This window comes from Sporosarcina sp. FSL K6-1522 (assembly GCF_038622445.1).
In the GTDB taxonomy this organism is placed as follows: Bacteria; Bacillota; Bacilli; order Bacillales_A; family Planococcaceae; genus Sporosarcina.
The window spans coordinates 2553760-2580286 of sequence record NZ_CP152019.1 but is presented as its reverse complement, the minus strand read 5'-3'; the positions used below and the strand labels follow the sequence as shown (position 1 = coordinate 2580286).

Annotated in this window: 21 protein-coding genes and 1 other annotated feature; of the genes, 2 read left to right on the top strand and 19 right to left on the bottom strand. The window is 43.1% G+C overall.

Annotated elements, in window-relative coordinates:
• Positions 1-20: 20 nt before the first annotated feature.
• From MKY34_RS12625 to MKY34_RS12615, 3 genes are all read right to left on the bottom strand, one after another.
• Positions 21-1751 (bottom strand): sensor domain-containing diguanylate cyclase, encoded by a 1731-nt coding sequence (locus MKY34_RS12625; RefSeq protein ID WP_342511086.1) that lies wholly within the window; start codon positions 1749-1751, stop codon positions 21-23.
• Positions 1752-1772: 21 nt separating this feature from the next.
• Positions 1773-3473 (bottom strand): diguanylate cyclase, encoded by a 1701-nt coding sequence (locus MKY34_RS12620; protein ID WP_342511084.1) that lies wholly within the window; start codon positions 3471-3473, stop codon positions 1773-1775.
• A 63-nt stretch (positions 3474-3536) separates the two neighbouring features.
• The gene (locus MKY34_RS12615; RefSeq protein WP_342511082.1) at positions 3537-4766 is read right to left on the bottom strand and encodes a folylpolyglutamate synthase/dihydrofolate synthase family protein; all 1230 of its coding nucleotides are present in this window, start codon (positions 4764-4766) and stop codon (positions 3537-3539) included.
• A 61-nt stretch (positions 4767-4827) separates the two neighbouring features.
• On the opposite strand from MKY34_RS12615, the gene MKY34_RS12610 reads away from it, so the two are divergent.
• Both MKY34_RS12610 and MKY34_RS12605 read left to right on the top strand, forming a co-directional pair.
• Entirely contained in the window at positions 4828-5694 is an 867-nt protein-coding gene (locus MKY34_RS12610; protein WP_342511080.1) for a RimK family alpha-L-glutamate ligase, read from the top strand.
• A complete protein-coding gene (locus tag MKY34_RS12605; RefSeq protein WP_342511078.1) occupies positions 5691-6482 on the top strand; it encodes an ATP-grasp domain-containing protein in 792 nt (263 codons plus the stop codon). Before MKY34_RS12610 ends, MKY34_RS12605 begins: the two co-directional genes overlap by 4 nt.
• 165 nt (positions 6483-6647) lie before the next feature.
• On the opposite strand, the gene MKY34_RS12600 is transcribed toward MKY34_RS12605, so the two are convergent.
• The 16 genes from MKY34_RS12600 to MKY34_RS12525 all read right to left on the bottom strand — a co-directional run bounded on the left by MKY34_RS12600 (position 6648) and on the right by MKY34_RS12525 (position 26118).
• Positions 6648-9293 (bottom strand): valine--tRNA ligase, encoded by a 2646-nt coding sequence (locus tag MKY34_RS12600; RefSeq protein ID WP_342511075.1) that lies wholly within the window; start codon positions 9291-9293, stop codon positions 6648-6650.
• Between the two features lie 78 nt (positions 9294-9371).
• Positions 9372-9595, bottom strand: a binding site (T-box leader).
• 227 nt (positions 9596-9822) lie between these two features.
• Positions 9823-10539, bottom strand: coding sequence for a hypothetical protein (locus tag MKY34_RS12595; RefSeq protein ID WP_342511073.1), 717 nt, complete (start codon positions 10537-10539; stop codon positions 9823-9825).
• Between the two features lie 128 nt (positions 10540-10667).
• Entirely contained in the window at positions 10668-11960 is a 1293-nt protein-coding gene (gene hemL, locus MKY34_RS12590) for a glutamate-1-semialdehyde 2,1-aminomutase (RefSeq protein ID WP_342511071.1), read from the bottom strand.
• Complete coding sequence (gene hemB / locus MKY34_RS12585; protein ID WP_342511070.1) at positions 11961-12941, bottom strand: porphobilinogen synthase; 981 nt, start codon at positions 12939-12941, stop codon at positions 11961-11963.
• Positions 12942-12943: 2 nt separating this feature from the next.
• The gene (locus tag MKY34_RS12580) at positions 12944-13702 is read right to left on the bottom strand and encodes a uroporphyrinogen-III synthase (protein ID WP_342511068.1); all 759 of its coding nucleotides are present in this window, start codon (positions 13700-13702) and stop codon (positions 12944-12946) included.
• Positions 13695-14624 (bottom strand): hydroxymethylbilane synthase, encoded by a 930-nt coding sequence (gene hemC / locus MKY34_RS12575; RefSeq protein ID WP_342511066.1) that lies wholly within the window; start codon positions 14622-14624, stop codon positions 13695-13697. The genes MKY34_RS12580 and hemC overlap by 8 nt, the downstream gene beginning before the upstream one ends.
• 36 nt (positions 14625-14660) lie before the next feature.
• The gene (gene ccsA, locus MKY34_RS12570; RefSeq protein ID WP_342511064.1) at positions 14661-15491 is read right to left on the bottom strand and encodes a cytochrome c biogenesis protein CcsA; all 831 of its coding nucleotides are present in this window, start codon (positions 15489-15491) and stop codon (positions 14661-14663) included.
• 97 nt (positions 15492-15588) lie between these two features.
• Positions 15589-16953, bottom strand: coding sequence for a glutamyl-tRNA reductase (hemA, locus tag MKY34_RS12565; RefSeq protein ID WP_342511062.1), 1365 nt, complete (start codon positions 16951-16953; stop codon positions 15589-15591).
• Positions 16954-17197: 244 nt separating this feature from the next.
• The gene (yihA, locus tag MKY34_RS12560) at positions 17198-17779 is read right to left on the bottom strand and encodes a ribosome biogenesis GTP-binding protein YihA/YsxC (protein WP_342511060.1); all 582 of its coding nucleotides are present in this window, start codon (positions 17777-17779) and stop codon (positions 17198-17200) included.
• On the bottom strand, positions 17776-20100 hold the full coding sequence (lon, locus tag MKY34_RS12555) for an endopeptidase La (RefSeq protein WP_342511058.1): 2325 nt from the start codon (positions 20098-20100) through the stop codon (positions 17776-17778). Before lon ends, yihA begins: the two co-directional genes overlap by 4 nt.
• Before the next feature lie 123 nt (positions 20101-20223).
• Positions 20224-21489, bottom strand: a complete 1266-nt coding sequence (clpX, locus tag MKY34_RS12550; protein ID WP_342511056.1) for an ATP-dependent protease ATP-binding subunit ClpX — start codon at positions 21487-21489, stop codon at positions 20224-20226.
• A gap of 159 nt (positions 21490-21648) precedes the next feature.
• The gene (tig, locus tag MKY34_RS12545) at positions 21649-22935 is read right to left on the bottom strand and encodes a trigger factor (RefSeq protein ID WP_342511054.1); all 1287 of its coding nucleotides are present in this window, start codon (positions 22933-22935) and stop codon (positions 21649-21651) included.
• Positions 22936-23104: 169 nt separating this feature from the next.
• Positions 23105-24073 carry a DUF3196 family protein gene (locus tag MKY34_RS12540; protein ID WP_342511052.1) on the bottom strand — a complete coding sequence of 323 codons (969 nt, stop codon included), beginning with the start codon at positions 24071-24073 and terminating at the stop codon, positions 23105-23107.
• Positions 24074-24357: 284 nt separating this feature from the next.
• Positions 24358-25086 (bottom strand): GntR family transcriptional regulator, encoded by a 729-nt coding sequence (locus tag MKY34_RS12535; RefSeq protein WP_342511050.1) that lies wholly within the window; start codon positions 25084-25086, stop codon positions 24358-24360.
• 5 nt (positions 25087-25091) lie between these two features.
• Positions 25092-25832 (bottom strand): glucosamine-6-phosphate deaminase, encoded by a 741-nt coding sequence (nagB, locus tag MKY34_RS12530; RefSeq protein ID WP_342511048.1) that lies wholly within the window; start codon positions 25830-25832, stop codon positions 25092-25094.
• 106 nt (positions 25833-25938) lie between these two features.
• On the bottom strand, positions 25939-26118 hold the full coding sequence (locus tag MKY34_RS12525; protein WP_342511046.1) for a hypothetical protein: 180 nt from the start codon (positions 26116-26118) through the stop codon (positions 25939-25941).
• Between the last annotated feature and the right edge of the window lie 409 nt (positions 26119-26527).

The following is a 26527-nucleotide window of genomic DNA, read 5'->3' as shown; positions in this document are numbered from 1 at the left end:
CGCAGACTGATTCTTAGCGTTCACTCAACAGCCCCAGTTTCTTCTCTTGAAAATACACCTACCCGATTTCTCCCCGCTTGCTTACCGCCAATATACAACGCCCGATCTGCATTGCGTAACAGACTTTTAACGTCTTCCGCATCTTCCGGTACACTAGCAACTCCAATACTAACCGTCACGCCAATATCGATCGGCTGACGGCTTTCCGATAAATCTGGAACAATACGGAACCGTACCTCTTCGACAGTTTTCCGAATTTGCTCTGCAAGTGCAATGCTCTCGTTTTTTCCTTTGTTCGGGAGAATGAAGACAAACTCTTCTCCACCGTAGCGAGCAAGTGTAGCATCCTGTTCCACAAATGGCAAAAGAAGCTTGGAAAATGCACATAGCAAATCATTGCCACTTTGATGACCATATGTATCATTGATTTTTTTAAAATAATCGATGTCCAACATAATCGCAGACAGTGAATGAATATCTCCTTCGTGATAGCGCAAAATGTCTGCATCCAATTTTGCATCGAGATAACGGAAATTATAAAGCTTTGTAAGTCCACAGCGTTCACTTTGCTCCACCGTTTTTTCATATAAGCGAGCCTTCACAAGTGAAATAGCAAAATAACCGGTCAAGACATCAACAATTTGCATTTCCAATGCTTGAAACATATTTTTTTGATGGGATGTCAAAATGAGATAGCCTTCTGTCTTCTGATCGCGTTTAATAGGTGCCACCATAATACTTTGAACGGACTGTGGAAATACAAAATTCTTCAACATCTTGGCTTCTTTCTTCGTTTCTATGATGCTCGTTTTATCTAAATCAAGCCCATTGCCCGCAAATATAGGCGTCCGCAAGACGAGATTCTGCACATCCTTGGTGACGACACCATTCTCAGAGCCCATTAGCGGCACAAGGTGTTTCCCCGACTTCAAGTCGAACACATACGCCTGATCATACGAAACAACATCCCGCAACTTGACAATGAATGTTCGAATCACATCCTCGAAACCTAGCCGATCCGCCAACTCACGACCAATCACACTTGCCGATGACAGCTTGGCATTCAAATCATCCGAGCGATGATACAGTCGAATAATGTATATGATCAATAATAATGGAATACCGATTAATAAAATCGATTTATTGCCAAAATGGATGTTCAAATAATAAAGCGAAATACTAAACGGCAACACAATCATTGTAACGATATAATCCCACATCGTCCCATTGGTCCAGATTAAAATCCCTGCGCGCATCCAAGTGAAATACAATTGTACTAGAACACTATTTAGCACCATATAGCTAATGGCATACAAAGAGCCTAAGATTAGCAGTTGGTGAAAGTCCAGCATCATGCCTATTCCCCCACTAAAAGCATGAAAAATGAGGCCACTGACATTCGAGACAATCGTAAACATAATCGAATTAACGAGAAACCGATGCAATATGGGGGGCTTCCCTTTTCCATTAAACAACAGAAGTATCATCGCAACTTGCGAGAAAACCAACTCAGCAAATACGCCGTATTGAAAAAATACTATAAACGTAATCCAGCGCTCCAATGATATCCTCATATGCGATACGTGAATCGGCATCGCCATTGTTACAATGAGTATGAAAAAATAGAGTAAAAGACTCGGCCAATCCATCACTTTGGAAGGAAAATAATTGAAGGCGAAATAGACACCGGGTGGAACGATACATATCCAAGCCACTGCTATAAGTAGTTGCTTTTTTTTAGTTATCACCACACCCCGCTCCCTCCAAGTTACTCACTGCACATACGTCGCAACGCGATTCCGACCAGCCTGTTTAGCTCCGATATACAACGCGCGATCCACATTGCGCAACAAAGTCATCGCTTCATCCGTATCTTCCGGAGCAGACGACACCCCTATGCTACACGTAATATGCACAGTCTGTTGTTTTTGATCGCCTAAATCGGACGTGATAACAAAATCATGCCCTGCAATTTCAGTGCGCAAATCCTCTGCAAACTCGGCCGCTTCTACTTTCGATTTTCCAGGTAAAATGTAAACAAATTCTTCGCCACCATAGCGACCAACAATACCTTCAACTGGCCGCGCCGCCTCCAACTTCCTCGCCAGAGTAAAAAGGATATCATTCCCACTTTGATGGCCATATGTATCATTAACTTTTTTAAAATAATCAATATCAAGCATCACAACGGATAACTCTTTGTAAACTTGACTGTCTACCTGTTGCATGTAATCGACCAATGCTTCTTCCAAATACTTATAGTTATAAAGCCCTGTCAATACACAGCGCTCATTTTTCGTTATAGCTTTCTGCATATAACGAGCTTTTTCTACTGAAACGGTAAAATAAGAGCATAGTAAATCTACAATTTGTAGCTGATATTCTTGAAAAGCCGCTTTCTTTTTAGAACCAAGTAGAAGAACCCCCTCTATCTTTTGATTCCTCGTAATCGGCACACACAAAACACTCTCCATATCCCCTGGTGTATAGTTTCTAGCGTTTGCCGCCCACTCTTCCCTCAAGGAATAGATGACTGGCTTATTTTCCTCATATACCCTTCCGACTAGACCTTCCCCTATAGCCAATCCATCAAATTTAATGTCTCGAAATTGTTTATATTCATATGAACGAATCGGCTCTAGCCAGCCATTTTGATTATCAAATAAATAAGCGAAATCCGTATTAAAAATCTCGGATACTTTACTCGCAAACTGATCGATTACTTCTTTTTCCGTTACCTGACCCGAAATCTCATGGCCAACTCGACCTGTTTCTCGTAAATAGCGATTGATTTTTTCAGTATTATTATATAGACGTACAATCAATGTCACAAAGAAATAAGGGATGCTCAACAATACAAAAGCACCTATGCCAACAATACCTAGCATGAAGTAAAGGGATAACGCTAATGGAACTGTCACAAAAACAACGGCATAATCCATAATTTTTTTGGAGGAGGCATAAGCAAATTGCATCCGCTTATAGCGCATATATTGTTTCATGAATACATGATTAACAACCGTGTGCACCACTTGATACATAAATACACTCAATAATACCGACCAAAATTCGACTGAGCCTACTTCTCCGCCTACTGCATAAAAAGCTCCTGCTGATAAAAACGAGAGGATAAAGAACAGCGTCGAGTTAAAGAAAAAACGCATCGGTAGTGTCGCTGAGCTTGAAACAGAAAATAAAATCGCCAGAATCGCGATTTGCATAATGACGATTTCAACAAACAATCCATACAGTAAAAAAGCCGGTAACGTTAACCACATGACAAGTAAAATCGGCATACCCTTTCTAACGATTGGGAAATAGACCGCTAAAAAACTAAGTACCACAAAAATGACAATATAAGAGCCATTCACTTGCACAGGCGGATGATTGATCCAAGCGTAAAATAAGCCCGGCGGAACAATCACTAGCCATGCAAAGAAATACCGTAAAGTGGACCTATTTATAGTTTTCATATAATATCCACTCCTAATCAGGCAACCCAGACTAATCGAAAAACATTATGTATACCAATCCTATCACGAAGCTCGAAGACAAACCTTTAGGCCTGCTATCATATAAAGAGAACCCGTTACTATTATCCTTCTACCATCCACCCTATCCAGTATTATAGTATCACTCTCAACGTTTGTCACTGTTTTAATGTTACATTTACAATATAACATTAAACGCTCAGCAGATTCAGCCTGCGGATGTGCAAATGTTAAAAAGGTGAAGGAAGCTGCGACAGGTGCTAGTACGTCAAGCGTTTTTTCAATGTCCTTTCCCTTCAACATGCCAATCACAAAATCTACTTTCTCTCCCGGAAATTCTGACTGAATGGTTTGTACCAACATCGCAGCGGCAGCCGGATTATGCGCACCATCCCTAAAAACTCCAGGTATAATTTCTTCAAAGCGATGCCTTAGCTGAACAGTTGCAATGGCAGCTGCTACCTGTTCCTCTACAAGTTCAGCCCCCGCCACTAACAATGCTTCAATTGCCACTGCTGCATTGGCACCTTGATGCGGCCCTTTCATATGCCGCTCCGCCAAACGATACGTTTGGCTTCCTTTAAACACTTCCCCAGCGTTACAATCCATGACAAAATCTTGTCCATACATAAACAATAGACTATTTTTCTCCCGTGCAACACGACGCACGACATCTACGGCTTCTTTCCCAAGAGGTCCAATGACAACAGGTCTATTACTCTTTATAATTCCAGCTTTATGTTCAGTAACTGCCTCCACTGTGTTACCGAGAAAGGTAACATGCTCTACGGCAATGGATGTAATAACCGATACTAGCGGCGTGACAATATTCGTGCTATCTAATGCCCCGCCCATTCCCGTTTCTAGCAGCACATAATCAGGTGCAAACTGCCTGAATGCTAGCAATGCCGCGACTGTCAATAACTCGAAGTCTGTCAGCAAGCCACTTAGCCCCGCCTTTTTCATCAATGCAAACGAAGCATCTAAATCCTTTTGCTCAATTGGCTGCCCATTAAGGCGAATTTGATCGTGAATATCGACTAAGGCTGGCGAAGAGAAAACACCTGTAGAAAAACCGTGTTGTCGCAGGATTCCCTCCATAAATGCAATCGTTGACCCTTTGCCATTTGTTCCCGCCACGTGCAAAATTCGCAGGTTCTTTTCCGGATTTCCTACTTTTATGAGCGCCTGTTGTACAGCTTCCAGCCCTGGTTTAACCGAGGCGTCACTATCAATTCCCCAGCGTTTTTTATATTCGTCCATTTTTGGAATCAAAACTATCCCTCCATATGATAGAATTTATATACTAAAAGTATATCATGGCTGGAGGAACACAATGTTAACTTGCTGGGTAATTTATAATGGAAGTCTTACGAGCGATAAATTTAAAGATCAAGCTGCATTATTACAAGAAGCCGCCGAACGGGCAGGCGTCCAAGCAGCACTCAAAAAAAATTACGAAGTGTTGATGACGATCAATCAAGCACTAACGCAACGTCCCGATTTTGTCGTTTTTCTTGATAAAGATATTTTGCTAGCACAGTTTCTAAAAAATGCCGGTATCGCGGTGTTTAACGATCCCGCAGTGATTGAAACATGCGATAACAAGGCAAAACAGTATTTACAATTAGCACATCATGACATCCCAATGCCAGAAACAATTATTGCACCAAAGGTCTATCCTGCATTTACCATTCAGGATTCGGGATACTATAAACAAGTCCTAGAACGTCTAGGACTGCCAATGATTATTAAAGAAGGCCATGGCTCGTTTGGCATGAAAGTCTATTTGATTGAAACGGAGCAACAATTTTATGATAAGACCGAAGCATTGCGCGGCGTCGATTATGTGTTCCAACAATTTATCGCCTCCAGTCACGGGCGCGATATTCGTGTGAATATTGTAGGTGGTGAAATCGTAGCCGCAATGTACCGCCATTCCGAAACCGATTTCCGCGCGAACATCACAAATGGCGGAGTCGCAACAGAAGTTGTCCTAACGGAAGCCCAACAAGCCTTAGCAATACGTGCCGCTCAAGCAGTCGGTGCTGAATTTGCAGGTGTCGATTTACTATTTGGTCCAAATGACGAACCGCTTGTCTGCGAAGTGAATGCAGCGGCGCATATCCGCAATATTTACAACGTAACAGGCATCAACGTTGCAGATGCGATGATTGCGTATATTTTGAAGGTATTGAAATGAAGGGCTATGTCTATTATTCGGAGCAGGAAGCGTTGAGAAATCGTCTATTCATTGATGATTTAATAAAAGAAGCTACGCAGGCTGCAATTGATTTGAAATTGCTTATCGGGCAAGAACGACCAAATAGGAATGCGGATTTTATCCTTTTTCGTGATCGCAATCCTGAACTTGCTATAGCATTTGAGCAGGAAGGCTTTCGTTTATTCAACCGAGCTGAAGTCAATCATATTGCCAACGACAAGCTCAAGGCCTTCCAACTCGCTACTTTACTCGGCGTTCCTGCTGTTCCTTCGAAAAGCATTCGAGAAGTACATGGGATTGATACCTATCCATGCATCTTGAAAACAGTAGATGGCCACGGTGGACAAGAAGTCGTTCTCTGTAGCTCAGAAGCCCAAGCGTCCGCATTTTTCAAGCAGTTTCATAATAAGCACATCATCGTCCAGCCGTATATCGAATCTGGCGCATGCGATGTTCGTGTCTTTATGATTGGCGAAGAAGTCGTCGGTGCGGTCAAGCGCACTGGCAAAGACTCCTTCAAATCGAACTATACACTCGGCGGCTCCATCGAAAAATATCCACTTGCTAGCCGGCAACTACAAGATGTCCAAACCATCGCCCGCGCTTTGAAAAGCGACTATATCGGCATCGACTTTATCCTACTACCTGATGGTGAATGGCTATTCAACGAAATCGAAGACCCCGTCGGCGCACGGTCTTTATATACAACCCATGATTTTTCTGTGGCAAGGAAATTGATAAGGTATGTTAAAGAAAGACTTTCTTGAATGTAATTCAGAGGCGGGAGCCAGTCACTGAATTTGAATACACCTGGGCAAAAAATCACACGCTACAAAGGATTGCGTGAGTGATCCAAAATTATTCCATATTCTAATGAACAAAAGACCCTCAATCGCATTTTCTGCAAATTGAGGGTCTTGCTATTTTGTCGATTAGATTTCTTTCAATTCTTGCATACGACGCTCGACTGCGGCGTATTTTTCAAGATAGTCCTTTTCTTTGGCGCGTTCTTCTTCAACGACTGCTTCAGGCGCTTTGGACATGAAACGTTCGTTGGACAGTTTGCCTTGGACGCGTTTCACTTCACTTTGCCATTTTGCAAGCTCTTTTGTTAGACGAGCGATTTCTTCGTCAATGTTGAGTAGTCCTTCCAACGGTAAGAACAATTCTGCCCCTGTTACAACAGCTGACATCGATTTACCTGGTGCTTCGATACCGTTGCCAAGTGTTAACGTCTCTGGGTTACAGAAGCGCTCAATGTAGCTACGGTTCGCTTCCAATACCGCTACAGTTGCATCGTCTTTCGCAGAAATGTACAATGGCACTTTTTTGCTCATTGGCGTGTTGACTTCCGCGCGGATCGTACGGACTGCACGGATAATATCCATGAGCAACTTCATATCTGTCGCACGCGCTTTATCTGTCAACTTCGCATCCGCCACTGGCCATGCAGCGACGGTAATCGACTCGCCTTCATGCGGCAAGTTCTGCCAAATTTCTTCTGTGATAAATGGCATGAATGGGTGTAGCAAACGCATTGTATTGTCAAGAACATACGCCAAAACAGAACGTGTCATTTTCTTCGCCGCTTCGTCGTCCCCGTACAATGGCAATTTCGCCATTTCAATATACCAGTCACAGAAATCATCCCAGATGAAGTTGTACAATGCGCGACCTACTTCACCGAACTCATAGCGATCTGCTAACTTCGTTACTTGCTCAATCGTTTCATTCAAACGAGTTAAAATCCATGCATCTGCCGCAGATTTCTCACCTGTTAGGTCGATTTCTTCATACGTCATGCCATCCATATTCATCAATGCAAAACGAGATGCATTCCAAATTTTATTGGCAAAGTTCCAGATCGATTCCACTTTTTCTGTTGAATAACGCAAGTCCTGTCCTGGAGATGAGCCTGTAGACAAGAAATAGCGCAGTGCATCCGCACCGTATTTGTCGATAACGTCCATTGGGTCAATACCGTTACCTAGCGATTTGGACATCTTACGACCATCTTCAGCCCGAACTAATCCATGAATCAAAACATCTTTAAACGGACGTTGCTCCGTAAATTCAATGCCTTGGAAAATCATGCGTGACACCCAGAAGAAAATAATGTCATAGCCTGTCACAAGTGCATCCGTCGGGTAGTAGCGCTTGAATTCTTCATTGTCTACATCCGGCCAACCCATTGTCGAGAACGGCCATAGCGCAGACGAGAACCATGTGTCAAGTACGTCATTGTCCTGTGTCCAGTTTTCGATATCTGCTGGCTCTTCGTGCCCAACATAGACTTCGCCTGTTTCGTTATGATACCAAGCTGGGATGCGGTGACCCCACCATAGTTGACGAGAAATACACCAGTCATGGACGTTTTCCATCCATTGTAAATATGTGTGTTCAAAGCGGTCCGGAACAAATGTCACTTTTCCTTCTGCTTGTTGTAATTTAATCGCTTCATCAGCAAGTGGCTGCATTTTAACGAACCATTGTGTCGACAAGTATGGCTCTACGACTGCGCCACTACGCTCTGAGTGACCAACCGAGTGTGGGTGATCTTCAATTTCAAATAATACGCCCATATCCTGCAAGTCTTTGACGATTGCTTTGCGGCATTCGAAACGATCCATACCTTCGTATTTGCCTGCAAGTTTGTTCATCGAACCGTCTTCATTCATCACCAAAACGCGTGCAAGATTGTGACGGTTGCCGATTTCAAAGTCATTCGGGTCATGCGCAGGTGTAATTTTCACCGCACCGCTTCCGAATTCCATATCGACATAATCATCTGCAACGATTGGAATTTCACGGCCAACGATTGGCAATGTTACTGTTTTTCCAATTAGATGCTTATAGCGCTCATCTTCTGGATGAACAGCTACTGCTGTATCGCCAAGCATTGTTTCTGGGCGTGTTGTAGCAATTTCGATACTACCCGTGCCATCTGTTAGTGGATAGCGCATATGATAGAAGGCACCCTGTACATCTTTATGAATAACCTCAATGTCGGAAAGTGCTGTTTTCGTCGCTGGGTCCCAGTTGATGATGTATTCGCCACGGTAAATTAGGTCTTTTTCATACAGTTTTACGAATACTTCCCGCACTGCTTTTGATAGCCCTTCATCCAACGTGAAACGCTCGCGTGAATAATCAAGACCCAGTCCTAATTTACCCCATTGCTCGCGAATATGCCCTGCGTATTCTTCTTTCCATTTCCATGTTTCTTCAACGAACTTTTCCCGACCTAAGTCATAGCGTGTAACGCCTTCTTCACGTAATTTCGCTTCAACACGCGCTTGCGTTGCAATACCCGCATGGTCCATTCCTGGTAGCCATAATGCATCATAGCCTTGCATACGCTTCATACGGATGAGAATATCTTGTAATGTTGTATCCCATGCGTGACCTAGGTGCAGTTTACCTGTTACGTTCGGTGGTGGAATAACGATTGTATACGGCTCTTTATCACTTTCAGGTTGCGCTTCGAAGAATTTCCCTTTCAGCCACCATTCATAACGGCCAGCTTCAATCGACTGTGGATCATACTTTGTCGGCATAGATAGATTTTCATTTGACATGTTGTTTCCTCCTTTATTTTTGGCTACTCGAAGGTGCGAATCTCCGCTAAAATTGAACATAAAAAAACTCCTGTCGCCTTAAAGGACGAAGGAGTTGTTCGCGGTACCACCTTTATTCGTGTACGCAAAAAAATCGTACACCTCAAACTTGTATAACGGCTTCAAACCGGCTTCCGCTACTATTATAATTTCACGAAAACTGCTCCCGGGTGACATTCGGTCAATCGATTACAGGGCCTCTCACCACCGGCACCCTCTCTTTGGTAATCATATTCACGTACTATCCCGTTCATCGCATCCATATGCAGTTAAAAATAATTATAACGGAATAGCCGCTTATGCGTCAAGTAACTAATGAAAGGATTGTGTTATGAGAAGAGGTTATAACCCTTATTTGCTACCACCTTGGTTACGAAAATGTCGATTTTATTGTAAAGGGATTATTATCCCAATCTGCGTATTTCAACTGATTCGCTTATTAATCGTCCCGACGACGGGGGATTTCCTACTGTTATGCCTGCTTTGTGGCTTAGCTTTTGTTCTGTACAAAAACATCATTTGAACGAAACGACGTCGTCGAAATGCCATCTTCAAGCCCTGCAATGAATGACAGCGCTTCGTCTGCATTATTGTATGAAGTGCTGTTATACGTTGCAGTTTGTGCGACACTCTCAGCTTCTGTCACTTTTTCTATAGCAACTTCTTCCTCTGGCGCAAACGCCACATATTCCTCCTCTTGAATGGCCGCTACACTTTTTTCTTCTTGAACAACCTCCGCTTCGGCAATTGGACTTGCCTGTTCTTCCAACTCAAACGCTATCGCTGGCTCCTCTTGCACACTTACAACGACAGGCTCTTCTTGTGTAACAGCTACATCCCAAACAATGCTGAATAATCCTTGTCCGTCCGATTCACTCGTGACATTCGTTGTCACGACCTGCAGCGGCCCTTCCACTTCGGGCGGCAAATCAATATGAAGCGGCACAGCATATTCAAAATAACCTGCATCCTCAGCAAGTTCTACATCATCGATAAAAATCGTTGCATCCGGGATACCTTCCGCACGTTCTCCCTCCGCAAACTCCACATTCGCCGCCACATGATAAATACCTGTTAGGCGCACAGCGTCTTCTGTTCGCTTTTCCGTAAATCCAGGTGTTACTTTTAGCGATTTCACCCCCGCCGGCAGACCTGCATGCTCTGGAAAAATAAACACTTCCTCCATTGTCCACTGCTTGTTCTCCATGCTGTTCCCCTCCTCTTATTCCTTCACAAACAATTGTATGCATCGTGCAGGCTTCATAGAAGATGAAAAGAAAAAGAACATCCCCTGATTTATTCATCAAATCAAAGGATGTTCTGTTCACATGTCACTTAGCCACGCAATTTCTTAAATACTGTATGGAATGCTTCCACTGTTGTCGCAATATGCGCTTCCGTATGTGCAGTCGACAGGAACATGCCTTCAAACTGTGATGGTGGAAGGAATATACCTTCTTCAGCCATCAGACGGTAGTATTCAGCGAATAGTTGCAGATCGGATGTTTTAGCTTGATCATAATTAGACACTTTGTCATTTGTGAAGAAGAAGCCAATCATCGAGCCTGCCCGGTTCACTGTATGTGGAATATCATACTTCTCCGCAGCCGCACGGAAGCCAGCTTCAAGTTGGTCACCAAGCTTCATAAAGTGCTCATAAGATGCAGGCGTTAGCTTTTTCAACGTTTCAATGCCAGCTGTCATCGCAAGTGGATTCCCTGACAATGTCCCTGCTTGATAAACGGTACCAGCTGGCGCAATGTTTTCCATAATCTCACGTTTCCCGCCGTACGCACCAACAGGAAGCCCACCACCAATTACTTTTCCAAGGCAAGTAATATCAGGTGTTACGCCAAAATGACCTTGTGCACATTGATAACCCACACGGAAACCTGTCATGACTTCATCGAAAATCAACAGGGAGCCATTGTTCGTTGTTAGCTCACGTAATCCTTCTAGGAAACCTGGTTCTGGAGGAACAACGCCCATATTCCCTGCAACAGGTTCAACAATGATTGCTGCCAAGTCGTTGCCAAATTCAGCAAAGACCGCTTTTACACTCTCTAAATCATTATACGCAACTGTAATCGTATTTTTTGCTACTGATTCAGGTACACCTGGGCTATCCGGCAGACCAAGTGTCGCAACACCCGAACCTGCTTTAATCAACAATGAATCCCCATGCCCGTGGTAACAGCCTTCGAACTTCAAGATTTTATCGCGACCTGTTACACCGCGCGCTAAGCGCAATGCACTCATCGTCGCTTCCGTTCCAGACGACACCATACGCACCATTTCAATAGACGGCACGCGATCGATAACGAGTTTCGCTAGTTCGTTTTCCACCAATGCTGGCGCACCAAAGCTCGTACCAGTTTCCGCCACACGCTTAATGCCTTCAACAACATCGGGATCGGTATGACCTAAAATAAGGGGTCCCCATGATAAAACGTAATCGATGTATTCATTGCCATCGATATCTTTAATGATGGCACCTTTTCCACTTTCCATGAAAATCGGGTCCATATTGACGGACTTAAACGCACGAACAGGTGAATTCACACCGCCCGGTAATAAGTGTACCGCTTCTGCAAATGCTTTTTTCGACAACTCATAACTTCTTCCCATTTAGTTCTCCTCCAGCCAGCGCGCCGCATCTTTTGCATGGTACGTCATAATCAAATCCGCACCCGCACGCTTCATACTTGTCAACGTTTCAAGAACCACTTTCTTTTCGTCAATCCAATCGTTTTGGGCCGCCGCCTTGACCATCGCATACTCTCCACTCACATTATAAGCGACAATCGGTAACACAAAATTGTTTTTCACATCGCGAATAATATCCAAATACGATAATGCCGGTTTCACAATCAGGAAATCTGCGCCTTCCGCAACGTCTGATTCAGCTTCACGCATTGCTTCCATACGGTTTGCAGGGTCCATTTGATACGTTTTGCGATCTCCGAACTGCGGTGTAGAACCTGCAGCTTCACGGAACGGTCCATAATAAGCGGAAGCATATTTCACCGCATAAGACATAATTGGAATCTCTGTAAATCCTGCTGCATCAAGCCCTTGACGGATTGCAACGACAAAACCGTCCATCATATTGGACGGGGCAATAATATCAGCACCCGCTTGCGCTTGACTAACTGCCGTGCGCACAAGCAACTCAAGAGACGGATCATTCAATACTTTGTCGCCTTCCACAACGCCACAATGGCCGTGGTCGGTATATTCGCATAGACAAGTATCCGCAATGACCACCAATTCTGGATGGCGTTCTTTCGCAAAACGAATCCCTTGTTGAACGATACCATGCTCATGATAAGCACCTGTCCCTACCGCATCCTTTTCTGCCGGCACGCCGAATAAAATGACCGATGGAATACCGAGTGCAACGACTTCATCTAATTCTTGCGCTAATTGATCTAACGAAAACTGAAAAACACCAGGCATTGAAGACACAGGATTTTTCACATTCTCTCCTTCAGTCACAAAAATCGGGTAGATAAAATCTTCCGCTTGTAAAACCGTTTCTCTCACCATTGCACGTAACGTAGCTGAATTGCGTAGACGTCTATTTCGTCTGAATTGTAATGTTTCCAAAGTTACCCTTCCTTTCGCCCCGTCAACTTCTCAACGAGATCCATCAGTGTATATGTATCGGGCCTAACATGAACAGGCGCACCTAATTTCAGCAATGCCTGCTCTGTGACATGACCGATTGCACCGATTGTAAATCCTCTCCAGCCTGTTTGCGGAACGACTTCTTCCGCAAAAACTGTCACTGCCGAAGGACTTGCAAACAGCACAGAAACGCGTGGCTCCTTGCTCACAACTTCAATCAATGTATCAACCGAATCATTGACACGCTCTGTTGCATAAACTGTCCATTCATCCACCGCATACGGCAACTCCTCCGTAATCGTGACACCCGCGATCGAACCCCGCAAAAATAAGATGCGTCGGATTGTCGTTTCGGACGGCTTGAATTCCTTCACAAAAACATCTGCACTGAAAACTGTCGGGATAAACTCGACAGTAAAGCCCAGTTTTTCAAGCGCTTCTGCCGTTCGTGTCCCAACCGCCGCTATTTTTGAGGGAATAGTTGCAGAAGTAACACCATGACGTTCCATTTTTGCACCAAAAGCTGCTACCGCACTCTGGCTCGTAAAAATCAGCCAATCGTACGTTCGGCACGCCTGCAAGCGTAGCTCATCCGTTGTGCCCTTTAGCTCTGCCACTTGGATCAGCGGCAACGACACAGGCTTCCCTCCGTACTGCTTGACACGTTCAAAGACTTCTACTGATTTAGGAGTCCCTGTAAAAATAACCGTTTCCCCGATTAGCGGTCGGTCCTTACGCATCCATTTCCGCCTTCACTTTCTCAATCACTTCGGCAGCCCCTTCAGCACGCAATGTTTTCGCAACTTCCTTACCCGCTTCAACCGCTTCTGTCGCTGTAAAAGTATGCTTGAAAATTTGCGTCGCATCTGGAGAAGCAATATAGCCCGTTAACTCCACATTAGTGCCATCGTATTGAGCAAAGCCAGCAATCGGAACTTGACAAGAACCGTCCATTTCAGACAAGAATGTACGCTCTGCTTCAACTTCTTTCCACGTTTTATCATCCGATAGTTTTGCAAGTTCTGCCAATAATTCCGCATCATCTGCACGACATTCAATGGCAAGCGCTCCTTGACCAACAGCTGGGATACAGTCTTCAACAGACATAAATTCCGTAATGATATCCTCGCTCCAGCCCATGCGCTTCATGCCCGCAGCGGCCAATAAAATCGCATCATATTCTCCATCATGTAATTTCTTCAGACGCGTATCGATATTGCCGCGAATCCATTTAATCTCTAAATCTGGGCGCAATAGTAATAGCTGTGAACTACGGCGCAAACTTGACGTTCCTACTACTGCACCGACAGGCAGATCCATGAATTTCACATGGTCGTTGGAAATAAATGCGTCTCGTGCATCTTCACGTGGTGGCATGCAGCCGATGACAAGCCCTTCCGGCAAGATTGCCGGCATATCCTTCATACTGTGAACAGCAAAATCGATTTCTTTATCATAAAGTGCTTGCTCAATTTCCTTTACAAACAGGCCTTTTCCGCCCACTTTCGACAGCATCACATCGAGAATTTGGTCACCTTTTGTGACAATTTCCTTCACTTCAAACTCAAAAGGAACACCCGCTGCTTTTAACTGGTCGATAAACCAATTTGTTTGCGTCAACGCTAGTTTGCTTCTTCTCGAACCTACCACAATTTTTCTCAACAAAATCCAACCTTTCGTTTATACGTTCCTCTGTACTTATAACCAAAAATGAAACTCGGATAACCTGCCTCCGAGGAAGAAATTAATAATAACAAAAAGAAAAGCAAAGATATTTGCCCATGCAAAATCATTCGCTGTCAGCCTGCCACTTCGCTGTAAAAATAATACAGACCCATAAACAATAATCAAAAAGAATGAGCCGATAATTTTAAAATCGAATATCGACCACTCATCCAATACAACATACGCCCACTGCGTCCCAAGAATTAAGCTAACAAGCAGTACAGGAATACCCGTATAAATCGCCGCTTTCATCCCTATCGTCGTCTGATGAAGCGATGGCAATCGTCCAAATTGCTTCGACCATTTCTTCTTCTTCAACACTTTGTAAACAAGTAGATAAAGAATTGCAAAAACAAATGACATCGCAAATGCCGCATAAGACAAAATCGCAAATGTTATATGAATGAATAAAAGCTCCGAAATAAGCGCTTCACCCACTGGTGACTGTGCAATTTGATTCGGGGCAAACGTATGAATGGTCATAAAGCAAAAACCAATGACATTCAAGAAAAAGACCGCATGTCCTACTTTATAAAATATATGCAAAATCATCGATAACGTAATGAGTAGCCACGCATAAAAATAAATCCCTTCAAATAATGAAAGAATTGGAAAACGTCTCGTTTCGACAATATAATACACAAGAAATCCTGTTTGCAGTAAGTATACGACTGTCAACAGCCAAAAAGCACTTCGGTGCGCCACTGTATTTTTATTCAAATAATCGATAAAATAAAAGACGAGGCTTGCTGCGTATAGAACAATCATCACTTCTTGCAGCCTCGCCACCGTCATATCTGCCATGATGCCTTCTCTGCCTTTCCATCAAAAAAGGAGTGTCTGCTGCTTCCGCATCTATTCTACTTATACAGAAACCGATAACACTCCTCCAAACTATCGCTTAAAACGTTAAACCCGGTTGTGTCGCAGCATATTTTTCTGCACGTTGCTTCAACCGATTTTTCGCCTGTTGTGCCAATGCTTCTTTCTCATTCAATACTTCTTCATCAATCCCAAATAGTTGTTGGAACAACGCCAGTTTCTCTTCTGATTTTGCATCCATCGCCAATTCCTTGACTTGCAAGATTGGCTCTTTCAATAGCTGGTTAACGATGGACTTTGTATGTTTGCTTAATATTTTCTTTTCACGATCCGTTAAATCAGGCATCTTATTTTCAATACTAGCCATCGTTTCCGATTGAATCCGATGTGCTTTTTGACGGAGTGCTGAAATGACTGGCACTACGCCAAGCGTTGCCAACCATTCTTTAAATAGGACGATTTCCTGCTCAATCATAAGCCCAATTTCCTCAGCTGCTCGCTTTCTGTCTGCCAGATTCGCCTCAACAATCCCTTGTAAATCATCAATGTCATAAAGGAACACGTTTGGTAAATCGCCAATACGTGGGTCTAAGTCACGCGGAACCGCAATATCTACCATAAAAATCGGCTTCCCTTTACGCAGTCGGTCAATCAGTTGCATGCGCTCATAATCGATGACAAAATTACTAGCACCCGTCGAACTAATCAATATATCCGCTTCCAAAAGTGAACATTGTAACTCTTGCATAGACTTAGCTGCCCCGCCGAATTTCTCAGCCAACTCTTCCGCCTTCGAAAGCGTACGGTTAATGACCGTCACTTTTCCTGCACCGCTGCCATGCAAGTTTTTAATAGCCAGTTCGCCCATTTCACCCGCGCCTAAAATGGCAACATGCTTACGATTTAGTGAGCCAAAGATTTTTTTCCCAAGTTCAACAGCAGCATAAGACACCGAAACCGCATTTTCACCAATTGCAGTTTCTGTATGTGCTTTCTTCGCAAATGTCACTGCCTGTTTAAATAGCTCATTGAAAACCGTTCCCGTTGTCCCGATTTCCTGCCCAGTAAGAAAGCTATCCCGAACTTGCCCTAAGATTTGCGTCTCTCCAAGCACCATGGAATCAATACCAGCCGACACTCTTAACAAATGTTCGACAGCTCCATCATTCTCATGAATAATAAGATGCGTAGAAATCTTTTCAAGCGGTATGTTAAACCATTCCGCTAAAAAGCTCTTCACATAATAACGCCCTGTGTGAAGCTGATCGACTACCGCATAAATTTCCGTGCGATTACATGTCGACACAATAATATTTTCTAATATACTTTTTTGTTGTTGTAATGTTTGCATCGCTTGTGGCAACTCTGCTTCAGCAAATGCTAACTTCTCCCTGATTTCAACCGGTGCTGTCCTGTGATTGACACCGACTACGATTGTATGCATCGGGTGTTCACACCTCTCACATTCTATTTCATGCTTTTTATTATAACATATCTCCGTCATCGGTTATAAAAAAAATGTGAACAACGTATGAATATGAATAATAATATGCACTTTTTAATTTATAATAATTCTAATTTATTCTACCAACGACTACATGTACACGCAAATTTTTTGCTTACTATTATCGGGATGCGACAAAAAAATCCGGCGATGCTTGCGCACCAACCAGATTTCCTTCTACTGCTTACATTCTACTTTCAATTTCCTTCCAAGCTTCCTCTACTCCAATCCCCTTTTCAGATGAAAAGATCAACAGAGGGTCATAGCTACGCATATCTAATTTTTCCCGAACAATTTTCTTATGCTTATCCCACTTACCTTTTGGGATTTTATCAGCTTTTGTCGCAATGACGATTGTGGGAATATTATAATTCACCAAGAAATCGTACATGGAGCAATCGTCCGCACTCGGCGGATGACGTAAATCCACAATGAGAATCACCGCACGAAGATGCTCGCGCTCTACCATATATTGTTGGATAAACCGTCCCCATATTTCTCGCGAAGACTTCGATACTTTCGCATAGCCGTAGCCAGGTACATCGACAAAAAATAGCTGCTCTTCGATTTTATAAAAGTTAAGCGTTTGTGTCTTACCCGGTTTTGAAGACGTACGTGCCAAGCTCTTTCGACCAATCATTTTATTGATAAACGAGGATTTTCCAACATTCGATCTACCTGCGAGCGCAAACTCTGGATACCCTTCTGTCGGGTATTGTTCTGGTCTAACCGCACTCATAATCATTTCAACGTTATGAACTTTCATTTTGAAGACGCCTCCAATGCAATTTCGAGGACTTCTTCTGCGTCTGAAACAAGTTTAAACGTTAACTCGCTTTGAACGCTTTCCGGAATATCTTCGATGTCTCGCTCATTATCCCTCGGCAAGATAATCGTTGTCAATCCTGCACGATGAGCACTTAATGCTTTTTCTTTCAATCCACCAATCGGTAACACGCGTCCACGAAGTGTAATTTCACCTGTCATGCCCACTTCCCTACGGATTGGGCGCTTCGTCAATGCAGAGACGAGCGCTGTCGCAATCGTCACACCCGCTGATGGACCGTCCTTCGGTGTAGCCCCTTCTGGAACGTGGATATGAATATCACATGACTCATGGAAATCGGGTGCAATACCAAATTCCTCTGTTTTGGACCGCACATAGGACAGTGCTGTCTGCGCAGATTCTTTCATGACGTCGCCTAATTTCCCTGTCAAAATCAATTTCCCTTTACCCGGCGATAACGAAACTTCGATTTGCAGTGTATCTCCGCCAACTTGCGTATAGGCAAGCCCCGTTGCTACACCAACTTGATTGACAGTTTCCGCTTGGCCGAACCGGAATTTCTTCTTCCCAATCATAGACTCCAATGTTCTCGGACTAATGGTTGTACTTTTCTTCTCACCTGTGACTATGAGCTTCGCTGCTTTTCGGCAAATACCTGCAATCTCACGTTCCAAGCCACGAACACCCGCTTCACGCGTATAATATCGCACAATATCCATAATCGCCTCATCATTGAAGCGCACTTGTGACTTCGTCAGTCCATGCTCCTTCAACTGCTTTGGGATTAAATGATTTTTTGCAATAGCATTCTTCTCAATTTCCGTATAACCAGCAATCGTAATAATTTCCATACGATCGCGTAGCGGCCCTGGAATCGCACTTAGATCATTGGCCGTCGCGATGAACAGAACATTTGATAAATTATACGGTTCTTCAATGTAATGATCACTAAATGTACTATTTTGTTCAGGATCCAACACCTCTAACATCGCAGAAGATGGATCACCACGAAAATCATTGGACATCTTATCGATTTCATCTAGCAAAAATACGGGGTTGATTTTCCCAGCTTTTTTCATACCTTGGATAATACGTCCTGGCATTGCGCCTACGTATGTGCGTCTATGCCCACGAATTTCAGATTCATCCCGGACACCACCAAGTGAAATACGAACAAATTTCCGCCCTAAAGATTCTGCAATCGAACGGGCAAGTGACGTTTTCCCGACACCTGGTGGACCCGCTAAACAAAGAATCGGACCACGCAACGAATTCGTCAATTGACGAACAGCTAAATATTCTAGAATTCGTTCTTTCACAGAATCCAAGCCATCATGATCTCTGTTCAAAATGGCTTCTGAACGCTTAATGTCGAGCTGATCTTTTGATGCAGCAGCCCATGGTAATGTCACGAGCCAATCGATATAATTACGGATAATCCCACTTTCCGCTGCAGCGGATGGTATTTTTTCATATCTGTCCAATTCGCGTAACGCCACTTCCTTCACACCTTCAGGCATGTTGGCATTTTCGATTTTCTCACTTAACTCCGCAACTTCTAGACCTTTCCCGTCCTTATCGCCAAGTTCTGTTTGAATGGCCTTCATCTGCTCACGCAAATAAAATTCCTTTTGCGTGCGCTCCATCGCTTCTTTAACTCGCTCGTTAATTTTGCGTTCAAGATTGAGTACTTCCTGCTCGTTGTACAACCTACTAATCAGCCATTCAAGTCGCTCATTAACATCAAACAGTTCAAGAATTTCTTGCTTCGCCACCATTTTCAATGGCAAATGCGAAGCAATCATATCGGCTAAGCGACCTGGTTCTGTAATCGTAGCCACTGAATCATACGTTTCTTTTGTCACACGCTTTGAAACCTTTGAGTATTTCTTAAAGTATGTAAGAAGTGTTCGCATCAAAGCCTCGGATTCCGCGTCTTGCTTTTCCTCATCGGGATATCCTATTATTTCGACAACGGGATACAAATCTGCTTCTTCATAATTTGACCATTCCGCCCGTTCAATACCTTCGATTAGTATACGATGCGTACCATTTGGTAACTGCGTCAACGATTTAACACGTGCAAGTGTACCGATTTCATATAAATCTTCTACACCAGGGTCTTCTACACTAATATCCCGTTGCGTCGCAAGAAATATCAAATGATCTTGTGCCATCGCATGCTCAATCGCGAATACAGAACGCTCTCTCCCAACATCAATATGTAAAATCATTGTCGGATACAGAATGAGCCCACGTAATGGTAGTAAAGGTATGTTTTTCTTTATAGTTGTTGGCAATCGAAAGTCACCTCCATGTAGTATGTATGTCCATTTTCATCACTTTCTATAAGGTGGAAAAAGCCGACAACCGATGAGCACATAAGCAAGCGTGTCGTCGGAGTCAGCTTCATCCTTAAGGCGTTACGCCGAAGTCTTCTCGTTATCTAGTTCAATCTTTGTACCATCTTCTGTATACAAAAGTGGGCTTGATTGGCCTAAAACGGATTGTTGTGTAATGACGCACTCTGTCACTTCTTCAAGCGACGGTAACTCATACATCACATCGAGCATAATGTTTTCGATAATTGAACGCAAACCACGAGCTCCTGTTTTCCGTTCAATCGCCTCTTTCGCAATTTCAAGCAATGCACCATCCTCGAAACGAAGTGCAACATTATCGAGTTCAAGCATCTTTTGATATTGTTTAACGATTGCATTTTTCGGAATTGTCAAAATTTGGTAAAGCGTATCTTCGCTTAACTGCTCCAATGTCGCAATTACCGGTAAACGACCGATAAACTCAGGAATTAAGCCGAAGCGCTGAAGATCCTCGGGAATGAGTTTTGCAAGCAGTGATTCTTCTTCATTTACCACTTTTTGCTCAGTTCCAAACCCGATTACTTTTTGTCCAATGCGTCGTTTGATAATGTCTTCGATACCATCAAAAGCACCACCAACGATGAATAGCACATTTGTTGTATCTATTTGGATGAATTCTTGATGTGGATGCTTACGTCCGCCTTGTGGTGGCACGCTCGCAACTGTTCCTTCAAGAATTTTTAGAAGTGCCTGTTGGACCCCTTCACCCGAAACATCACGTGTAATAGACGCGTTTTCAGATTTCCGTGCAACTTTATCGATTTCATCGATATAAATAATGCCTTTTTCAGCACGTTCAACATCATAATCCGCTGCTTGAATCAGCTTCAGTAAAATGTTTTCAACATCTTCCCCTACGTATCCTGCTTCTGTCAGCGATGTTGCATCCGCAATTGCAAACGGAACGTCCAAAATTCTAGCCAACGTTTGCGCTAGCAACGTCTTCCCGCTACCAGTAGGTCCAATAAGAACGATATTAGACTTCGATAATTCAACATCATCAATCTTACTGTTGGAGTTCACACGTTTATAGTGATTATAGACAGCAACTGCAAGAGATTTTTTCGCCCGATCCTGTCCAATCAAATAGTCGTTAAGTATGCTTTGGATTTCTTTTGGTTTCGGAACATCTTTCAACTCGAATCCTTCTTCAAGTCCGACTTCCTCTTCAACGATTTCCGCACAAAGTTCAACACATTCATCACAAATATAAACGCCTTGTCCAGCGACTAGCTTTCGAACCTGCTCCTGGGATTTCCCGCAAAAAGAACAGTTCAAGTTATCTTTTTCATCGTTAAATTTGAACATTATGCTCACCCCTATCAAGTGACAATCTTACAAGATTCCCCGTATTTTATCAACTAATTAGAATTCATCTATATTTATGGAAAGAAAAAACGGATACATTCTTATTTTCCTATGAAAAACAAGGTACGGTTTTCCGTACCTTGCCTCTATTCCCTTTTATTATTCAGTCACTTTTGCGTTTTCAACAAGTAGTTCAACTGTTTTGTTGAAACGTAGGTCGTTTTCAAGAACCTTCGTGCCGCCTAGTGCAGCTTTGATTTTGTCAACTTCCATGCCGAATTGTGCAGACATTTTTTCAAGCTCAGCATTGATGTCTTCTTCTGCAACTTCAATGTTTTCAGCTTTACCGATTGCTTCAAGTACTAGTGAAACACGTACACGGCTAAGTGCGTCGTCTTTCATTTGCTCACGAAGTGCTGCTTCATCTTGACCAGAGAACTGGAAGTATAGCTCAAGATTCATACCTTGTGATTGAAGACGTTGTCCGAATTCCTCCATCATACGTTCGATTTCAGAATCAACCATTACTTCAGGAATGTCTACTTCTGCATTGCGTGCAGCTGCTTCTACAAGATCATCACGAAGTGCTGTTTCTGATGCAACGTGTTTTTCTTCCAAAGCTGCTTCTTTCATTTTCGTACGTAGTGCATCAAGGCTTTCAACTTCTTCGTCGATTTCTTTTGCTAGTTCGTCATTAAGCTCTGGAATTTCTTTTGTTTTGATTTCATGTACTTTTACTTTGAATACTGCTGGTTTGCCCGCAAGCTCTGCCGCATGGTACTCTTCAGGGAAAGTAACTTCAACGTCTTTTTCTTCGCCTTGTTTCACGCCAACTAGTTGCTCTTCGAAACCTGGGATGAATGAACCTGTACCGATTTCAAGATCGTACTTTTCAGCTTTCCCGCCTTCAAATGCTTCGCCGTCAGCAAATCCTTCAAAATCAAGGTTTACAGTGTCGCCGTTTTCAATAGCGCCGTCTTCTTTTACCACAAGCTCAGCAAACGCTTGTTGACGTTGTGTCAATTGCTCTTCGATTTCTTCGTCAGTTACTGCTGTTTCTTGACGTGTTACTTCAAGACCTTTGTATTCACCAAGTGTTACTTCAGGTTTCAACGTAACAACCGCTTTGAAGATTAATTCTTTGCCTTTTTCCATTTGCTCGATGTCGATTTCAGGGCGATCGATTGGCTCGATACCTGCTTCTTCAACAGCGCTTGCATAAGCTTCTGGAAGGATGAAATCAAGTGCATCATTATAAAGCGCTTCTACGCCATACATTTTTTCGAACATTGGACGTGGCATTTTTCCTTTACGGAATCCTGGTGCTTGTACTTGTTTTACTACTTTTTTGAATGCTTTATCAAGACCTGCTGTTACTTCTGTTGCTGGCACTTCTACTGTAAGTGTCCCTTTGTTACCTTCTTGTTTTTCCCATTTAACTGACATAATAAAATACCTCCGAATCATTTTGGCCAATATATTTTTTCAACGTATATACTCCATTGACAACCCTTTTAGTATATCACAGTCTCTTCATCTTTCAACAGATTTCACACGCGCTATCCTTATCAATTACACCTCGACATGATTGATAAGGAGAGAATTTTCTGCTGATTCAAGATAAATCATTATCAATCTGTTGAATACGTAAGTGCAATTCTGTCTCCGGCAATTGTTCTCCAGAAAAAAGGCTTTCTATGTATTGTACATAAGCAGTTGCAATTTCTTCTATAGAATGTTTTCCCCAGCCAAAGGGGAATGCCGCTATCGCAAATTTTTCGATGATACCTTGCGCCAATTCTAAGCGCGAAGGTTCTTTGAAAAATAAGCCCTCTATCGCAGCAAGTACACGAAGCGTTTGCTCATCCTGCCCTGGAAGCACCATTTCAGCCGGCACGACCACTTTTTCTAAGCCAAATTTACACACCGTAATATCAGCCGTATAATCAGCCTGATAGAGCAATGTTAGCGCAAATGTAATGACAATTGGCACCAAGTCAGCTCTCTCCGCAATGGCCACCAAAGTAGGCGTCAATGCGGACAAATCACTACCTTCAAGGGAAGCGAGGGCGTATTGTTGCGTTTCTGCATCCATATCGATGAATTCCTCCAACGTAAACGGCGGCTTTGGAGCAATCTCTGTGTTGGGGGCATAGCGCTGTGACAAACGCGCATTTAACTCCCGTAAGTAATGAAATTTGTTCACCAGTCCATGGGGAACAACGCCTTCGTCGATTAACGCACCGATGGTTGTTTCCACCTCTTCGTACTCCTCTAGCTGAATACTAATCGTTAAATACAGTTCCATCGCATCCATGTAATCCATCGTACCGCTATGGAGAAGCTTCGCCGCCACTTCTTTTGCCCGATGAAAGTCTTTTGTTTCATAAAGGGCGACCGCGTATGGACCCAGAAACTCCGGATAGTCAGGTTCATAATGGATGGCTTGATCGAATGCTTTAACCGCCTGCTCAAAGTTTGACTGTTCGACGGCAGTCAGCCCTTTTTCAACAAGTCTTTCATATGTACCTGGGAAGACGATCACTTTGTCCGTTTTCCGTAACCTACCATATTTCCTTCGCATTACGCACACCCTCTTTCATCTTTTCCACTATAGCATAGCGATTTCTATTTTGAAATTAATTATCGGGTCATTGAACGAAAAATTGCTATTGATCTCTTGGCATGAGCAAAAGCACCATCGCGACGAACCGAAGACGCTAATTGCTCCTGTATTTTTATAAATTCCCTACAAAGATTTGTTATGTAAGTGCTAAAACACCGGCACGATAAAACAGGTCTTCTGCGATTAAATACGAGTGCCCACAGCAATGCAACAAGTTCCGTAAAATACGCGACCATAACAACTTACCTTCTAATTTCACTGATAAATTTATAACGATCCGCCCGATACGTACTTCGCACAATCTCAATGGGTACTTCATTCGTTAAATAACTGACACGTTCTATAAATAAGACAGCCGAAGGAGTGCTAATCTGTAATAACTCAGCATCTTCTTTTTTGACAAGTGTAGCCTCCATCTGCTGCAAAGCATGGCCAATGGTTAGCTCCTGACTCTGTTCAACAAACGAATAAAGTGATCCTTCTACCACCTCCAAATCAAGTTCTGGAACAAGCTTGAATGGAAGATATGATCGTTCAATCGCCATCGGCTTATCATCCGCATAACGAATTCGCTTAACGATAAATACTTCTTCCCCTTCTTCTAGCTGCAACGCTTGTGCAATATCTATCTCTGGGATGATTTTCTTAAAGCTAACGAGCTTACTGCTAGGGATCATGCCCCGTGATAGCATATCTTCTGTAAAGCCCATTAACCCATTTCCGTTAAGAGGCTGTTCGACCTTTGGAGCCGCAACAAATGTCCCCCGCCCCTTCTCACGATAGAGCAGTCCCTCTTTTACAAGATTGGTAATGGCTTGACGAACAGTCATACGACTAACATCGAACAGCTCTGTCAATTCTCGTTCGGATGGAATGGTCGAACCAACGGCAAATTCTTTTTGTAAAATTTGGCGTTTTAGCTGCTCCTCAATTTGCACATACATCGGTACCGGAGATTGTTTATCCAGCAAACTATTCACTGCCCTTCTGTCTGAACCAACGCATACGCATCTTTATCAACAATCAATGTGACGTCCGGATGGTTCCATAAAAATGATGCAGGAAAATCTGCACTGATTTCCTTACTGAGTAATTGTGCCACAGCGGCCGCTTTATTTTTACCAGATGCCAGTAAAATAATCTTCCTACTTTTGAAAATGGATTGAATACCCGTTGTCACCGCATGTGTCGGCACTTCATCTAGCGAAGGAAAGAAACGGGAGTTACTGGCCCGCGTTGAGTGTACAAGTTCAACAACATGCGTCAAACTAGTTGGATCTGTTCCCGGCTCATTGAAGCCAATATGACCATTCGTCCCGATACCCAATATTTGCAAATCCATTGGACCCACATTGTCAATTACAGCCTCATAACGCTGACACTCTTCTTCTGGTGAATGCGTCATGCCATCTGGAATATAGGTATTCTCCAGCGAAATATCTATATGCTTAAACAGCCGCTTAGACATAAAGGTATGGTAGCTCTCCGGATGATCTTTTGCTAAACCAATATACTCGTCTAAATTAATCGTGCGCACATTTTTATACGATACACCGCGTGTTTTAAAGCCTTCGATTAATGCCTTATACAGTCCAAGTGGTGTAGAACCTGTCGCTAATCCAAGCACCGACTGCCCGTTTTCCAATACTTGTGTCTCTACCAGCCGCGCTGCCTGTGCACTCGCTGCATCATAATCTTCAAATACTAGTACTTCCAACGTGTTTCCCCCTTCATATATGCCACGTTCCCCCGACAAATCGTCATCTGTACATTCCAATTCTCATCGATAATTGTTAGATCCGCATCTTTCCATACACCAATGTTTACTTTGCTGCATTAGCAGACGTCATCGCAACAAGTTGAGCAACTGTACAGCTCGTCATCGCCTTCATGCTTTGCGCCACCTTCACCATCGTTAAAATACTGCCCGCAAGCGTTGCATCAATTCGTACGTCCGCCCTTCTCGTAATCGAGTCCGCCACTTCCGTAATTTCCCGCCTCAAGATGAATATCACCTACAAGCAAATCGTTCACTGCATCGGCAATGATGATGTTTGAAATAATCCCCGTTTTCCCCGTCTATCATCCCTCCTTCTACACACCACACCCTTCTAAATTTCACAGTCGACACCATTCGATAATACTAAAAGTTCATAGCTATTCGTGAATACACTTTTACTATATACCGACTTGGTATAGTTGTCTATACCAGTTTAACATATTGACAGAATAGATTGAATAGGAATTCAACTATATGGGTTTCAAGTAAACTAAAAATCACTTTACCGACTAGTAAGGTACTAACCGACAAAGTGATATCAACAGGCATTAAAATGAACATACCTGATAGGAATTCGTGAATTAAGGAGTTACAATAGAAATAGGTGCCTTAGTAAAACCCCAATTCAGCAC

Bases quoted from the DNA above. Each gene is read 5' to 3' on its own strand.
- MKY34_RS12620 (WP_342511084.1), bottom strand. From the start codon at position 3,473: ATGAAAACTATAAATAGGTCCACTTTACGGTATTTCTTTGCATGGCTA.
- MKY34_RS12610 (WP_342511080.1), top strand. From the start codon at position 4,828: ATGTTAACTTGCTGGGTAATTTATAATGGAAGTCTTACGAGCGATAAA.
- MKY34_RS12605 (WP_342511078.1), top strand. From the start codon at position 5,691: ATGAAGGGCTATGTCTATTATTCGGAGCAGGAAGCGTTGAGAAATCGT.
- MKY34_RS12600 (WP_342511075.1), bottom strand. From the start codon at position 9,293: ATGTCAAATGAAAATCTATCTATGCCGACAAAGTATGATCCACAGTCG.
- MKY34_RS12595 (WP_342511073.1), bottom strand. From the start codon at position 10,539: ATGGAGAACAAGCAGTGGACAATGGAGGAAGTGTTTATTTTTCCAGAG.
- hemL (WP_342511071.1), bottom strand. From the start codon at position 11,960: ATGGGAAGAAGTTATGAGTTGTCGAAAAAAGCATTTGCAGAAGCGGTA.
- MKY34_RS12580 (WP_342511068.1), bottom strand. From the start codon at position 13,702: ATGCGTAAGGACCGACCGCTAATCGGGGAAACGGTTATTTTTACAGGG.
- ccsA (WP_342511064.1), bottom strand. From the start codon at position 15,491: ATGGCAGATATGACGGTGGCGAGGCTGCAAGAAGTGATGATTGTTCTA.
- hemA (WP_342511062.1), bottom strand. From the start codon at position 16,953: ATGCATACAATCGTAGTCGGTGTCAATCACAGGACAGCACCGGTTGAA.
- yihA (WP_342511060.1), bottom strand. From the start codon at position 17,779: ATGAAAGTTCATAACGTTGAAATGATTATGAGTGCGGTTAGACCAGAA.
- clpX (WP_342511056.1), bottom strand. From the start codon at position 21,489: ATGTTCAAATTTAACGATGAAAAAGATAACTTGAACTGTTCTTTTTGC.
- tig (WP_342511054.1), bottom strand. From the start codon at position 22,935: ATGTCAGTTAAATGGGAAAAACAAGAAGGTAACAAAGGGACACTTACA.
- MKY34_RS12540 (WP_342511052.1), bottom strand. From the start codon at position 24,073: ATGCGAAGGAAATATGGTAGGTTACGGAAAACGGACAAAGTGATCGTC.